Raw genomic sequence first — 14,511 nt, 5'->3', positions numbered from 1 at the left:
GACCGCAGCCATGGCGAACGATATCAATCTAGTCCGCATCGAGCCGCCCGTCCGAGGCGGCGAAAGCAAACGCCCTCATCGCGAGCGCCGCGGTCTCCGCCTTGAGCCGCCGTGGCAGTGCTCTGGGGTAGATGCCGAAGCGCCTCGCAATGGCAAGCTGCAGCATGAGGCAGAAATCGGCCAGCGTCGGCGTCTCACCACGCAGGCCTACCTGCCATGAACCCTCGTAGAGCCGCGCATTGAGAGAATTCGATAACTTGCATCGAGGCTTGGTACTTCTCCGTGCGCTCCGCTCCCGCAAGATTGCGTTTGACGCAAATTTAACTTTCAACAATTGCACTTCCCGACATCCCTGGCCGAGCGGCAAATAGCCGTGACAAGATTCAACGATGCGGACATCAGGCTCTTCCTGCTGGGAAAGAGCCAGCGCGGCGGGCGCGCTGTTTTACCACCCACGCATTGCCGAAAGCATCATCGATCAAATCTGGAGAAACGACATGAAGGATATTCCTTACGAAGATCTGATTGAGGCAGCCGCGGGCTGCCGCATCCTCCACGCCGAAGGCCACGCCGATATGACCCTTGGCCATCTCTCGCTTCGAGACCCGCAGGATCGCGGCGTGTGGATGAAGAGATCAGGCATTGGACTGGGAGAGGTCGATGGACCGGAAGATTTCGTTCTAATCGATTTCGATGGCCGGCGCGTCGCCGGAGAGGGACGGATTCACAAGGAATGGCCGATCCACACAGAGGTCCTGCGCGCTCGGCCAGACGTCAACGCAGTTGGCCACAGCCATCCTTTCTACGCGACCCTGTTTTCGTCCATGGACGTCGAGCTAGAGGCGGTGACAAACGAGGCGGCATTTCTGGGAAACGAAGTCGCACGTTTCGATGAGACTCGAGGTCTGATCGATACCCAAGAGCTTGGAGCGAGCCTCGCGGCAGCGCTCGGTGGCACCTCGACGCTTCTGCTGCGCAATCATGGGGTTCTCTTCGCCGGCGCCACTATCCCGGAAGCGACCTTGATGGGCGTTTTCTTGGAACGCGCTTGCCGGTCGCAGATGGAATTGCTCAAGACCCACCAAAGGTATGTCGCTACGCCCAGGTCGGAGCTTGCCGCCAAGAGGGAGCAGATTTTGGATCCCAATCTCGTGGAGAACTTCTGGTCATTTTACAAACGCAAAGCGGACGGTCTCCGGCGCCGTTCAGCAGAAGGGCAAACCTTCCCCGGATAATCCATTTTTCATACAGCAACCACGAAGCGCTTTGCTCGCGGTCGCTTGATGATGCAGTCGCAGCGAGAACAAAATTGGCGAACAATCTCAGCAAAGATCGCTTTCTGCGAACCGTCGAGGTGACGCAGGTGATCGACCTCACTCCACGAATGCGCCGGATTGTGGTATCCGGCGAAAGCCTGCGAACCTTCGAAACCGACCGACCGGGACAATGGGTCAAGGTCTTCGTGCCCGTGCCTGGCCGCGCAGAGCCGGAGGGACGCCCCTATACCATCCGGCGCTTCGATCGATCGAACGCTCGCTTGGAGATTGACTTCGTCCGACATGGCGACGGACCTCTTGCTACCTGGGCCGAACAGGCACAGGTCGGCATGCACGCGCAACTTGGAGCTCCGCAGAGCCAATTTCGCGTTTCCGACGATGCGCCGCGGCTGGTTTTGGCTGGTGATGAAACCGCCCTTCCAGCAATCCTCGCAATTCTGGAAAGCCGTCCGAAGCTGCCACGCATTGAAGCCCTTCTGGAAGTCCAGGACTCCCGCGAAGAGCAAGCTACTCCTGACTTGCCAGACCTTGTTGTCAATTGGATCCATCGCGGTGAAACGGGACAACCTGGGTTGGAGTTAGAGAGACGGATACGCTCCCTGGACTGGTCTTGCTGGCTCGGACAAATCTTCCTCGCGGCAGAGGGTAACGTCGTCCGACGGCTGCGAACGTTTCTGACTAGTGGTTGTGGAATTTCCCGAGCAGCAATGCACACGTCTGGCTACTGGAAACTTGGAACGCCATCCGAGCGCGAGTCAGACAGCGACTATTGAGACGAATTGCTTTGAGCAAAAAAAACTTATGGTACCTGTTACCAAGCAAGAAGCCGGGAAAAGTGATGCCGACATGGAATTAAATCGTATTCTGAACGAAAAGCATGACACCTATCGGCTCTCAAATGAAGCCTGGCAGACCTCTGCTGCGCTTGAACCATCCTGTTGTACTTATCTTGCTCTTTTCGATAAATCGAACAGCGCACCCACGCTAATCTCGATCTATCCAGCAAACTGGTCCGCATACTATTTACGACGCCGTAATGAGCGGTTCGATCCTGCGAATGTTCAGGCGATAAGTGATCCTCAAGCTTTCGATGGGTTCTTGGAGGAGTCGCGCCGCTAAGTTCGCCCCCGTTTCGGAGACGATTTGGGAACACTCCAACGCAGATAGAAACACTCCTGGACGCTGAGAAGCCAGAATGCGTCGCACTTTTCAGGTTTTCGTTGACGGGCTGATCGAGAGCAGTAGTCCGCAGGACCTCAGACAGGCTATGGCCGAAGCGGCCTCAGCCCTCAACCTCTGCTCCTTCGCCTATCTTGCGCTGCCGCGAGCACCAAGCGCTAGAGCGCTACCACCCCCCGCATGGATTGTTCGCTCTGACCCGCGGAGCTTCGTGAAGGCGCGATGAGGGCGCAAACCTGTGACGATTGACGTCAACGCACCCATTGCCGGCATATCTTCCCTGCCCTTTAGAATTCTGTCATGCGCGACGCCAAACACCGCCCTGTCCCACTTCTCAATCCCTGCCCACGTTGGCCGTCACTGGATCTTTCTTGACCTCCCGGCGCACACCGTCGTGCACACGCCGCCCTCTCCGTCAACCCTCAAGAACTTCGCTGCCCGCAGCGCGACACGATGCGTCCGCCTGCTCGGAGAACGAGATAATGGACCAGCCACGAGTATTCCGCATCCAACCGGTTGATCTGAGGCAACTCGGGTTTGCAGTCGCAGCCGCAGATTACGGGAGTATTCGGCAAGCCGCCGAGTTGCTTTCCATTCGACACTCAATCCTGAGCCGATCAATTCGCCAGCTTGAGGATCGGATCGGCGTTACCGTATTCGAGCGCTCAGGCGGAGGGGTGAAGCCAACGCCGGCCGGGCGAAGAGTTCTGAGGATGGCTAGGCTAATTTTGGAGCAGGTCGACGTGCTGGTCGCAACAGCAAAGTCGAATGGCCGGGGCGAAGCCGGCCACTTGTCGATCGGCTTTTGTACCTCCATTTCCGCGGGAAACCTGCGAGCCACGCTGATAGAATTCAAAAGCCGATTTCCCTTGATAGAATTCGCAACGATCGAGCGGTCGCGAACAAGGCTGGCGACTGCACTGCGAAACGGCACGGTCGATATTCTGGTCGTAACTGGGGAGGCGCCCCTATCCGACAGTAAGGTCCGCCCCCTCTGGAGTGAGCGTATCCTGATCTCCTTGGCGGAAGATCATCCATTGGCCGCTCGAAGCACGATCTATTGGACGGACCTCCGGAACGAGACCATTCTATTGAGCCAGCACGATCCCGGACGCGAATTCGAGGATCTCCTGATTTCAAAGCTTGTTTCTCCTGGAGATCGCCCCAGGATCGAGCGCCACGACGTCAGCCGAAGCATCATTAAAAGCCTCGTTAGCATGAAGCTTGGGATTAGCTTAGTCCTGGAATCAGATATTGGTGCAAGCTTCGCCGGGCTAGTCTATCGCGAATTGCGCGATGGGAGCGGGTCGACACGGTTTGATTTTTCGGCGCATTGGCGGCGCGATAACGACAATCCAGCCTTGGAAGGCTTTCTCAAACTCTTGACGGAACGCTATCCTTCGCTAGCGTCGGGTGATTGAGACGCATGACGCCGCTTCGAAAAGGCACGATCCGTGGCCATGAATCGCGCGAGCATGGGCGCGATCAACTTTCCAGGGTCTACGGCTTGACCTGTCTGTCGCGCCAATGCTTCGGCGTAAGCGACGAGATCTCTATGGACCGCCGCGGGTAACTCGGTATTCACCTTTACCGGTTTGTCGTCTTGAAGCGCCGCGATTTTCAGCTTTGCCATCTGTTAGTCATCCTCTGTACGGCTCAAGGACGAGATCACGATTGACGATCACTCGCACCGGGAAGCCCGGCCGCACTGTCAGTGTTGGTTGGATGTTCAGACTACGCCGGACGAGCTGTTGACCGACCTGGTTGGCGGAATCGCCTGCCTCGCGGCGTAAAGCTTGGATCAGTGCGCCGTTCGTATTGTTTATGTCGCTTCCCGAATTCACCTCGGTCCCGATTGCGAGCAGCGTCGAGAGCGCCGCCGCTCCCAGCAATTCCTTCCAGTGGTTGTCGACCTCATCCTCAAGGCCGGAATAGCCCGCGGCATCGGCTCCCGGCTGTCGCTCGAGCACAATGGAGCGACCGTTGGGCATAAATAACCTGGTCCAAACTAGCAGCACTCGTGATTGCCCGAACGCGACCTGGCTGTCGTAGGTCCCGATAAGTCGCGCACCCTGAGGCACTAACAAGAACCGACCAGTGGGCGTGTCGTATACGTTTTCTGTCACCTGCGCGGTGATCTGACCTGGAAGGTCCGATCTGATCCCAGTTATCAGGGCACCTGGAATGACGGTGCCGGCCTGCACGAGATACGGTGAAGCCGGCCGGATGATACGGTCAGGACTTGCCGTGCGGCGATCCACAGATGCGTTCACGAAGGCAAGCTTCCTGTCCTGACCGTTCTGCGCAAATCCGTCGTCGCTAGTGCTCAGTGGGCTCGGTGGCACGCCGCGGTCGCTCCCCAGAGCCGTAGCGTCAGGCGGACGCACCTCTCGCCCATTGGTCGAAGCGAACAAATGGCTGATACGGGCTGCTTCGGTCTCTTGGTCCCGGCGCTGCTGGTCCGGATCAGCGCCGATCGTCTGCGACTGACCCTGAGCAGCAAGGATCGGTCGACCAAGGTCCCCGGGGAGCGGCGGACCAAGCTGCGGGATCGCCTGGCGTGGAATCCCAGCGTAGTCCTTTGGCAGCGTCGTAATGCCGTCGGCAACATTGTGATGGTCAGTGCTGTAAAGCTCATCGGCCACCTGCTTTCGGGGACGATTGTTCTGCAGCGACCACAGCACGGCCCCGCCGATGAGAAGCAGGGCGATCGCGCTCACTCCAGCCAGGACTTTCCGTGACAACCGTGTCACGCGCGGATGCTCGGCTCTCAAGCGAAAGCTTCTGGACTGCTCCTCTTGTTTCTCTGGCGGAATCGCTTGCTCGTGATCGTTTCCATTCCGGATATTCATGACGACGGCCTCCCGTCAGTCCTGACAATCCTGACCTTCTGCTGGTGCTCCCTGCCGAGCCGGAGTTCGGCGGCCGCAAACAGCCGATCGACGATCAACACGTTACCGTAGGCGCGATAATTGACGAGCTCGGTCTTGCCGTCAGGGCCGATGACGAAGAGCGGAGGCATCTCACCTTGCACGATCCCCTGCGGAAATTCGACATAGACCTTACGGCCATCGTCATATGCGGCAAGCGGCCGCCACGGTGGGCTGTCCCCTTCAATCGCGTAGCGAGAGATACGCTGCGCCGGATTCGGAATAACGGGTCTGAGAGTGACCGAACGCGATCGTTCGCGTACTGTTTCCGGATAGTACCAGGCAACAGATGGCATGTATGGGCGCTCGCGGGAACGGAGCTCGATCAGGTAGGTACGCCGGTCGGTATTGACGACAAGATTGGTCTCGACCGATGCGCGAGTCGGCTTGACCAGGATATGGACGCGTCGCGTGTCACCAGTCCCACTCTCGGTATCGCCCACGACCCAGCGCACGGTGTCGCCGGCCGCGATCGGCCCTGATCCGGTCAACTGCTCCCCTTCCTCGAGTGCGATATCCGTGATCTGCCCCGGTGCGGCGTAAACCTGGTACAGCGCCCCTGGGCTATAGGCGTAGATCTGAGCTGCGTTAAAATACCCCCGCTTGCGCGGTTCGACGCGGGCTGCACTGTTTGCCGTCTCAACTCGGCTCACGGGCTCGGGCTCTTCCTTCCCTCCCGACTTACCGCCCAGAGCCGGCTTCCAGAGCGGCGGAGCGTGAAGCGGTGGCGACCTATCGTCCAGAGGCGCTGGAGGCGTCGGCAGCGCAGGGACTTCCGCGTCATAGCTGATCTCCGGCGGAATGTAGGTCGCGCACCCACCGAGCGCCGAAGAACAAAGCAGGAGCGCGGACAGAAATGCTCGCTTCGCGGTCACGAACTCGGACCAAATCGAATTAAGCCTGCTGTGCGGGATGGGGCGCTTAGAATGAACGTCAGGCGGCGTCTTGGTCACTGACCCAACTCCTTTGACCAGTTGATGGCGCGGACGTAGACGCCAAGGGGATTCTTGCGCAGACGTTCGGCGTCGCGCGGCGTCTCGATCACGATCGTGAGAATTGCTGTCCAGCGCTCGGTCGAGCTCAACGAACCGTTGTCGTAGGCGCGCTGCGTCCAGGCCACCCGAAAGCTTTCTGAAGACGCGCGAATGACGCTCGAGACGTCGACAGAGACTTGCGCCTTGCCCAACCTGGCAAAGGGGTCATTGTTGCGCGCGTAGTCGTTGAGCGCCGCCGCCCCGCGATCGGTCGTAAAATCATAGGCCCGAAGCCAGTTCTGGCGCAGAACGATGCCGTCAGCCGGCAGACCTCTGACATCCTCGATAAAGCGCGCCAGATGGTAGGCGATCTGAGCGTCAGTGGGTTGATAGTCGAAGTTAGCCGGCGCCACCCTCTGGGCCTGGCCGAGATGATCCACTTCGACCACCCAGGGCGTGATCGATCCCTGGCTCGAATGCCAGACAAGCCCTCCGGCGAGACCGGCTGATAGCATGAGGCAGCCAAATGCCATCATGCGCCAGTTCTTCGCTTGCACGCGTGCCGATCCAATGCGCTCGTCCCAAACCTGCGCTGCCTTTTGATAAGGTGTGACCGGTTCGGGCATGCGCCCATAGTGAACGGAAGGTCGTTTGAACATCGATGATTGCCCCCTAGATCAAGTGATCAGTTTCAAGTCGCGCGGCGTCGGGATTTGAGGCGCTGCCCACGGCGTGTGGCGAAAGCGCATTGGCTGCGTGTCAGCGCTCTCCTTCGGACAAGTCCACGGAAGTGCCGCTGCCGCCGTGATCGCCTGAACGGACCGCGTGACCGGCTACTGAGGCACCATGCCGAATGGTCTGGACGCGTTTTATGCGGCGTGCCCAATCGGGCTGCCCCACAGCCGAAGTGCTCATGGCTTGCTCGCCCGCTTGCCCACCTCCGCCCACCGCAGCCGCTGCGCGACGCAACGGGCTCATGGCAGCCGAGCTACCGGCCTCCGCGACGCCAGCAAGGCCGCCACTTCGATAGGCCGCGGGTGCTCCGCTCAAGACGGCCCCGCCACCACGCGCCGCGGCTGCCATCGTTCCCCCCAGCGAGACTAGCACCACTGGTGGCAAGACCTGCGCCTGCCGCAACAACGCCGCCAGCGGCTAGGCCTGTTCCAATCGCGGCACCGGCGCCGAGCTGTGGTCCGCCGGACACCAGACCGTTTGCTATTCCGGGACCGAAGATTCCGAGGCCCAATAGCGAGAGCGCCGCAAGGACCAGCGTCATCGCGTCCTCGATGGTCGGCTGACCGCCAGCTAAGCCAGAGGTGAACTGCGAGAACAGGGTCGATCCGATGCCGACGATGACGGCCAGAACCAAAACCTTGATCCCTGACGATATGACGTTGCCCAGGACCCGCTCCGCCGCAAAAGCGGTCTTGCCAAACAGGCCAAAAGGAATAAGCACGAAGCCGGCTAGCGTCGTCAGCTTGAACTCGATGAGGGTGACGAAAAGCTGGATCGCCAAAATAAAAAAGGCGAGCAGCACCACGACCCACGCGAACAGGAGAACGACGATCTGGACGAAATTCTCGAAGAAACTGATGTAGCCCATCAGGCTGGAGATGGAATCGAGCAACGGCCGGCCGGCGTCGAGTCCGACCTGAGCGATCTTTCCCGGTCGCAGGAAATCTGATGCGGATAGGCTCGCGCCGGATGCTTTCAGCCCAAGACCGGCAAAGCTCTCGAAGACGATGCGCGCCAAGCTATTCCAGTTGCCGATGAGGTAGGCAAAGACGCCCACAAAGAGTGTCTTCTTGACGAGACGCGCGATGATGTCCTCGTCCGTTCCCCAACTCCAGAACAATGCGGCGAGCGTGATGTCGATCGCCGCAAGCGTCGTTGCCAGGTATCCAACGTCGCTACCGAGCAGCCCGAAGCCGTTGTCGATATAACGCGTGAACGTTTCCAGGAACTGGTCGATAATCCCGGTACCCGTCATGGCTTGCTCGCCTCAGGCGTCGCCGGTAGCGGATATCCTGGCGGGACCCGGCTCTGATCCTTTGGGAGGGGCGTCGAACCAGCTGCATCATCGTGGCCGGAAGCCGCGACACCGTCCTTCTTGCCAAAGAAGCGGCGCCTGTTTTCGGCCCAAACCTGCTTGCAGTGCTGATAACCGTCCGTTTCCTCCGAATTGACGCGGCGGCAGCGTGCGAGGTCGGAGCTGGTTGCACCTGTAGTCTGCACTCTTTGCGGCGGCGGGGTCTCTTCTCCACCACGAAGCTGAATCGTGCAGGCTGTAACCACAAATACGCCGACTGTCGTGAGCAACGACAATGCCTTGAATGCCCTTACATCGGTCATTAGTGGAACATCCTCACGTCTTGGGATTGATAGCCCTGCCCCGGTGTCAGAAACCGTCGGAGCTGTTCTCGACCCTGATCTTGGGCCGCGGCGCGCTGCGCCGCTTCAAGGCTCTGCGCCCTGCCCTGTGCCGTCACGACTGCAGTGAGGTCGGCGAGCTGCTGCGCGTTCAGCGCGAGAATCTGATTACCGGCCTGCGTTGCCTGCAAGGCACCGCTGGCGCCTTGGCTTGATGTTACGAGCGCGGACGTTTGGATGCGATTGGTATCGAGGTTGCCAACGATGCCAGCCTGAACCCGGAGCGCGTCTTGCGTTGCCGCATAAGTGTTTTGCCACCGCGATTGAGCGTTGGTGACCAACACCTGGCTCGATTGACTGCCGGTGACCGGCGCATAGCTGGTCGAGAATGCACGGTCGATCTGCTGGACGTCGTAGGCGATGCGCTGCGCCTGGGCCAGCAATTGCTGGGTCCGCTGGATCGATGATTGCAGTTGCTGCAGCGACGAATACGGCAGGCTTGCCAAGTTCTTCGCCTGATTGATCAGCATCTGCGCCTCGTTCTGCAACGAGGTGATCTGGTTGTTGATCTGCTGGAGCTCCCGCGCAGCGGTGAGGACGTTCTGAACGTAGTTGTTGGGATCAAAGACGATCAGCGCCCGTGCGGGCACCGTAACGCCAAGCACCAGCGCGATGGTGCCGGCAGCCACCAATAGGCCAAGACGCCTCATAGCGATTTCTCCAGATTGACGAGATTGGGGATCAGGTCGGTGGCCCAGGCAAGGCCGCGGTGCTGGAGCCAGGCCGGCACGAAGCCGTCAGGTCCATGTTCGGCGAGGAGCTGCTCAATGGCAGCTTGGTCTGTCTTGGACGAGGCTGCGGTGAATGCGAGCGCGACCTCACCAAGGCCGAGTTCGAACATCCGGTTGCCGCGACGGGATTGGCAGTAGTAGTCGCGCTTCGGCGTGGCCCGGCTCAGAAGCTCGATCTGGCGGTCATTGAGGCCGAAGCGGCGGTAGATGGCAGTGATCTGCGGCTCGATCGCCCGTTCATTCGGCAGCAACAGGCGTGTTGGGCAGCTTTCGATGATCGCCGGCGCGATTGCGGAGCCATCGATGTCCGAAAGCGATTGGGTGGCGAAGATGACGGACGCATTCTTCTTCCGGAGCGTCTTCAGCCATTCCCGGAGCTGGCCGGCAAAATCCTCGTCGTCGAGGGCAAGCCAGCCTTCATCAACAATCAGGAGGGTCGGCCGGCCGTCGAGCCGATCCCCGATACGATGGAAGAGGTACGCCAGCACAGCCGGGGCCGCGCTCGTTCCGATCAGCCCTTCGGTCTCGAACGCCTGGACCGAGGCCTCGCCAAGACGCTCGAATTCAGCGTCAAGCAGGCGTCCGGAGGGGCCACCCAGGCAATAGGGTTGCAGGGCACGTTTCAGGGAGTTCGATTGCAGCAGAACTGACAGGCCGGTCAGGGTGCGTTCCTGCATCGGCGCCGAGGCGAGAGACGTCAGGGCGGACCACAGATGATCCTTGACGTCCGGGGTGATCTCGACCTTTTCCCGCGCCAGGATCGCGCCGATCCATTCCGTGGCCCATCCTCGTTCGGAAGCGTCGTCGATCCAGGCCAGCGGCTGCAACGCAACGGGTTGCTCACCTCCGTCAGACAATGCACCGCCGAGATCATGCCAGTCGCCGCCCATGGCGAGCGCAGCCGCCCGGATCGAACCGCCAAAATCGAACGCAAAGACCTGAGCGTTCGGGTAGCGGCGGAACTGCAGCGCCATCAGCGCAAGCAAAACGGACTTACCGGCCCCCGTCGGTCCCACCACCAGCGTATGGCCGACGTCGCCAACGTGGAGCGAAAATCGGAACGGGGTGGATCCCTCGGTCTTGCCAAACAGGAGCGGCGGACCCTTGAAGTGCAGATCCCTCGCCTCGCCCGCCCATACGGCCGACATCGGGATCATATGGGCGAGGTTGAGGGTCGAAACCGGTGGCTGTCGCACGTTGGCGTAGACGTGCCCGGGCAAGCTGCCGAGCCAGGCTTCGACAGCGTTCACCCTCTCGATCATGCAAGTGAAATCACGGCCCTGGATGACCTTCTCGACCAGCCGCAGCTTTTCATCGGCTGCAATAGGATCGCGGTCCCAGACGGTGATGGTCGCCGTGACAAAGGCTTGTCCGATCTGATCGGACCCCAGTTCCTGCAATGCCGCGTCGGCGTCTATCGCCTTGTTGTGGGCGTCGGCATCGAGCAGCGTCGACGCCTCGTTGGTCATGACCTCCTTGAGTATGGCGCCGATGGACTTTCGCTTCGCGAACCACTGCCGGCGAATCCTGGTCAGCAGCTTCGTGGCATCGGTCTTGTCGAGCATGATCGCGCGGGTCGACCAGCGATACGAGAATGCCAGGCGATTCAGGTCGTCCAGAATTCCCGGCGTCGTCGTGCCCGGAAAGCCGACAATCGTGAGAACTCGCACATTGGCTGAACCCAGCATCGGCTCGAGTCCGCCCGTCAGCGGCTGATCGGCCAACAGCGCATCGATGTACATCGGAATTTCTGGCACCCGAACGCGATGACGCTTGGTCGAGATCGTCGAATGCAGATAAGTCAGCGTGTCCTGATCATCGAGCCAGGCGCATTCCGGCATGAACCCTTCAAGGAGCCCGAGCACGCGGTTGGTTTGGTCGACAAACCCACGCAGCACCTCCCGGGCATCTGCTCCAACGGTGCGGTCGCGACCTTCATAGAGCAATCGCTCCGCCTTAGCCGCTCCCTCCTCCGGAGGCAGATAGAGGAAGGTCAGGAAGTAGCTGGACTCGTAATGGGCACCCGCCTCTTCGAACTGAGCCCTGCGTTCCGCGTCAACCAGCGCGGACGCGACATCCGGAAACGTGTTCGGCGGGTAAGCACCCGCAAAATGGCGTTGCGCTTCAACGAACACCGCCCAACCAGATCCCAGACGACGCACGGCGTTGTTCAGACGGCCGGCGACGGCAACAAGTTCAGCCGGCACTGCGCTATCGAGGTCGGGGCCGCGGAATTTCGCAGTCCGTTGGAACGAGCCGTCCTTGTTCAGGATGATTCCTTCGTCGACCAGCGCTGCCCAAGGCAGGAAGTCGGCGAGACGCGCGTTGGAATGACGATATTCGGCAAGGTTCATCATGGCAGAGGGCTCAGGCGCTGAGATGACCGGGAATGCGCAGATGTCGGCGCACCACATCGACAAAGGCAGGATCGCGCTTGGCGGCCCAGACGGCGGCCATGTGGCCGATGAACCAGAGGACGAGACCCGCGATCCAGAGCCGCAGTCCAAGACCAAGGGCCGCGGCAAGCGTGCCGTTGACGATCGCGACCGAGCGCGGTGCGCCGCCCATCAAGATTTGTTCGGTGAGTGCTCGGTGAACGGGCACGACAAAGCCTGCGACCTGCTCATCCATCAGATCACCACGCCGCCGCCGAAGGAGAAGAACGACAGGAAGAAGCTTGAGGCCGCGAATGCGATCGACAGACCAAACACGATCTGGATCAGTCTGCGGAAACCACCTGACGAATCGCCGAAAGCGAGCGTGAGCCCGGTTACGACGATGATGATGACAGCGATGATCTTGGCGACGGGGCCTTCGACCGATTGCAGGATCTGATTGAGTGGCTGCTCCCACGGCATATTTGAGCCAGCAGCCCATGCCGGCGCCGACGCCAAAACAACCGTACCGAAGGCGGCCAGTGAACTGGCATCTCGAAGAAAGCGAAATTGCTGACGCATGTCAGTCTCCTGCTGATGAAAGGTTGTAGTCGCCCGCGTCACCAAGCCCCATGACGGCGGCGAGCTCAGCTAGGCGGCGATCGGCGCCGCGGCCCGCAAGGACGGCGACGAGGTTGATCGTCTCGGCGATCAGGGCGCGAGGAACCGTGATGACCGCTTCCTGGATGAGCTGCTCAAGCCGCCGCAGAGCGCCGAGCGCGCTGCCCGCGTGAATGGTCCCGATGCCGCCTGGGTGACCGGTGCCCCAGGCCTTGAGCAAATCGAGTGCTTCGGCACCGCGGACCTCGCCGACGGGAATGCGATCCGGACGCAGTCGCAGCGAGGAGCGGACAAGATCCGAAAGCGTCGCCACGCCATCTTTGGTCCGCAAAGCTACAAGATTGGGCGCCGTGCACTGAAGTTCGCGTGTATCTTCGATCAGCACGACCCGATCGGTGGTCTTCGCCACCTCCGCCAGTAGCGCATTCGTCAACGTTGTCTTTCCGGTCGATGTGCCACCGGCGACGAGGATGTTCTTACGAGCGGCGACCGCACCCTTAAGGATCTTGGCCTGCTCTGAATTCATGATGCCCTTGGCGACGTAGTCGTCGAGCGTAAACACGGCGACGGCGGGCTTGCGGATGGCAAAGGTCGGTGCTGCAACGACCGGGGGGCAAGAGACCTTCGAAGCGCTCGCCGGTCCCAGGCAGTTCGGCCGAGACCCGTGGCGCGCCGGCATGCACCTCCGCGCCGACATGGTGCGCCACCAGGCGCACGATGCGCTCACCATCCGCCGCGGACAGAGTTTCGCCAGTGTCAGTCAAACCACTCGACAACCGGTCGACCCACAACCGCCCATCTGGGTTGAGCATCACCTCAATGATCGCTTCATCTTCGAGGTAGCCGGCAATCGCTGTGCCAAGCGCGCTACGCAGCATTCGCGCACCGCGCGAATTTGCCTCCGATTGAAAGGAATGGATTGCCACCCGCCGCCCCCACAGAATGAGGACGCCCAAAGGCGCCCTCAGCTGGGGATGATTAGAAAAGCCACCAAACGATCCAGCGCAACAAGTGCTTTCGGTGATCGTAGAGCGGCGTAGAAAAGGAAAGACTGAGAATAGACATCTCGTCTACTCGACCGCGTCTGTTTCCCAGTGGACTGAGATCGGAGACCCAGGCCCGGAGGGCGTAACGCCTTCGGCGTTATCTGCGCGAAAAAAAAGCGACTCGCCCGTTCCTGAAATACAAGACAGCGGCGACTGAGCAGTAGCTGATTCTTAAGACGCGCAATTGGTCGATGCGATTGCAGTTGACTACGGACTTCCAGCTGTCTTGGGAAATCCTTCACTGGCTCAGTTGCCGAACGAAAACGAAGTTCTGTGACTGCAAGATGAAGCTCCCGCTCCGCAGGCTGTCGCGCTAGCCCGTGACCTTGCCCCCAAGTTTTATCCAGTCCTGAGTTCGCTCTGGCTGGTGGATTTACCCGAATGGGCGGTGGTAGCGACGGGAGCTGGTGCGGAGCCATCGGCATAGCGCAGCGCCAGATCCCGTCGCGGGTTGCAGGTGAAGGCGAACTCGGATGGTGTTTTCCATCCGAGTTGCGAGTGGGGTCGCGTATCGTTGTAGTCGGCCCGCCAATGTCCGAGTTCGACCCTGGCCTGGGCCAGCGAAGTGAACAGCGTCTCGTTCAACAATTCGTCTCGGAGGCGGCCATTGAAGCTTTCGATGAAGGCATTCTGCGTCGGCTTGCCGGGTGCGATGTAATGCCAGGCGACGCGGCTCTGATCGGCCCATGTCAGGATGGCGTTGCTGGTCAATTCGGTGCCGTTGTCGCTGACCACCATTTTGGGCTTGCCGCGCTCGATTATCAGCCGGTCAAGCTCCCGAGCCACCCGGGAGCCCGACAGCGAGGTGTCGGCCACCAACGCCAGGCACTCGCGCGTGCACTCGTCGACCACGGTCAGGATGCGGAAGCGGCGGCCATCGGTAAGCTGATCCGAGACGAAGTCGAGCGACCAGCGGTCATTCGGCACTATCGGCGCCACCATCGGCGC

At 60.4% G+C, this 14,511-nt stretch carries 15 protein-coding genes and 2 pseudogenes; 4 read left to right on the top strand and 13 right to left on the bottom strand.

Going from position 1 to position 14,511, the window contains the following annotated elements; translation table 11 throughout:
• Positions 1-28 precede the first annotated feature (28 nt).
• Positions 29-166, bottom strand: coding sequence for a hypothetical protein (locus AC629_RS46890; RefSeq protein WP_168195512.1), 138 nt, complete (start codon positions 164-166; stop codon positions 29-31).
• Between the two features lie 223 nt (positions 167-389).
• Between AC629_RS46890 and AC629_RS17420 the strand changes: the two genes are divergently transcribed.
• The 4 genes from AC629_RS17420 (at position 390) to AC629_RS17410 (ending at position 3,877) form a co-directional block, all read left to right on the top strand.
• A complete protein-coding gene (locus tag AC629_RS17420) occupies positions 390-1,235 on the top strand; it encodes a class II aldolase/adducin family protein (protein WP_084806235.1) in 846 nt (281 codons plus the stop codon).
• Between the two features lie 74 nt (positions 1,236-1,309).
• Positions 1,310-2,050 (top strand): siderophore-interacting protein, encoded by a 741-nt coding sequence (locus AC629_RS17415; protein ID WP_143199199.1) that lies wholly within the window; start codon positions 1,310-1,312, stop codon positions 2,048-2,050.
• A 28-nt stretch (positions 2,051-2,078) separates the two neighbouring features.
• Entirely contained in the window at positions 2,079-2,396 is a 318-nt protein-coding gene (locus tag AC629_RS45360; RefSeq protein ID WP_143199198.1) for a hypothetical protein, read from the top strand.
• Positions 2,397-2,938: 542 nt separating this feature from the next.
• Positions 2,939-3,877 (top strand): LysR family transcriptional regulator, encoded by a 939-nt coding sequence (locus AC629_RS17410; protein WP_084806231.1) that lies wholly within the window; start codon positions 2,939-2,941, stop codon positions 3,875-3,877.
• Here the strand turns inward: AC629_RS17410 and AC629_RS17405 are convergent.
• The 12 genes and pseudogenes from AC629_RS17405 to AC629_RS17350 form a co-directional block, all read right to left on the bottom strand.
• Positions 3,850-4,089, bottom strand: a complete 240-nt coding sequence (locus tag AC629_RS17405) for a DUF2274 domain-containing protein (protein ID WP_084806229.1) — start codon at positions 4,087-4,089, stop codon at positions 3,850-3,852. The genes AC629_RS17410 and AC629_RS17405 overlap by 28 nt on opposite strands.
• A 7-nt stretch (positions 4,090-4,096) precedes the next feature.
• The gene (locus tag AC629_RS17400; protein WP_084806227.1) at positions 4,097-5,308 is read right to left on the bottom strand and encodes a TraB/TrbI/VirB10 family type IV secretion system protein; all 1,212 of its coding nucleotides are present in this window, start codon (positions 5,306-5,308) and stop codon (positions 4,097-4,099) included.
• The gene (trbG, locus tag AC629_RS17395) at positions 5,305-6,339 is read right to left on the bottom strand and encodes a P-type conjugative transfer protein TrbG (protein WP_084806225.1); all 1,035 of its coding nucleotides are present in this window, start codon (positions 6,337-6,339) and stop codon (positions 5,305-5,307) included. The genes AC629_RS17400 and trbG overlap by 4 nt, the downstream gene beginning before the upstream one ends.
• Entirely contained in the window at positions 6,336-7,019 is a 684-nt protein-coding gene (gene trbF / locus AC629_RS17390; protein ID WP_084806223.1) for a conjugal transfer protein TrbF, read from the bottom strand. The genes trbG and trbF overlap by 4 nt, the downstream gene beginning before the upstream one ends.
• 100 nt (positions 7,020-7,119) lie before the next feature.
• Positions 7,120-8,350 (bottom strand): annotated as a pseudogene (gene trbL / locus AC629_RS17385) (P-type conjugative transfer protein TrbL).
• Positions 8,347-8,712 carry a putative entry exclusion protein TrbK-alt gene (gene trbK-alt / locus AC629_RS17380; RefSeq protein WP_084806221.1) on the bottom strand — a complete coding sequence of 122 codons (366 nt, stop codon included), beginning with the start codon at positions 8,710-8,712 and terminating at the stop codon, positions 8,347-8,349. The pseudogene trbL and the gene trbK-alt overlap by 4 nt, the downstream one beginning before the upstream one ends.
• Complete coding sequence (trbJ, locus tag AC629_RS17375) at positions 8,712-9,440, bottom strand: P-type conjugative transfer protein TrbJ (protein ID WP_084806219.1); 729 nt, start codon at positions 9,438-9,440, stop codon at positions 8,712-8,714. The genes trbK-alt and trbJ overlap by 1 nt, the downstream gene beginning before the upstream one ends.
• The gene (gene trbE, locus AC629_RS17370) at positions 9,437-11,878 is read right to left on the bottom strand and encodes a conjugal transfer protein TrbE (RefSeq protein ID WP_084806216.1); all 2,442 of its coding nucleotides are present in this window, start codon (positions 11,876-11,878) and stop codon (positions 9,437-9,439) included. The genes trbJ and trbE overlap by 4 nt, the downstream gene beginning before the upstream one ends.
• Positions 11,879-11,888: 10 nt before the next feature.
• Positions 11,889-12,152, bottom strand: coding sequence for a VirB3 family type IV secretion system protein (locus tag AC629_RS17365; protein WP_084806214.1), 264 nt, complete (start codon positions 12,150-12,152; stop codon positions 11,889-11,891).
• On the bottom strand, positions 12,152-12,478 hold the full coding sequence (locus tag AC629_RS17360; protein ID WP_084806212.1) for a TrbC/VirB2 family type IV secretion system protein: 327 nt from the start codon (positions 12,476-12,478) through the stop codon (positions 12,152-12,154). The genes AC629_RS17365 and AC629_RS17360 overlap by 1 nt, the downstream gene beginning before the upstream one ends.
• 1 nt (position 12,479) lies before the next feature.
• Positions 12,480-13,395: pseudogene (trbB, locus tag AC629_RS17355) on the bottom strand (P-type conjugative transfer ATPase TrbB).
• Positions 13,396-13,902: 507 nt separating this feature from the next.
• Positions 13,903-14,511 (bottom strand): integrase core domain-containing protein (locus AC629_RS17350; RefSeq protein ID WP_143199197.1); only part of this gene is annotated, 609 nt, incomplete at its 5' end.

The sequence above is a fragment of the Bradyrhizobium sp. NAS80.1 genome (assembly GCF_001908205.1).
Taxonomy (GTDB): Bacteria; Pseudomonadota; Alphaproteobacteria; order Rhizobiales; family Xanthobacteraceae; genus Bradyrhizobium.
This window is presented reverse-complemented; position numbering and strand designations above follow the sequence as displayed.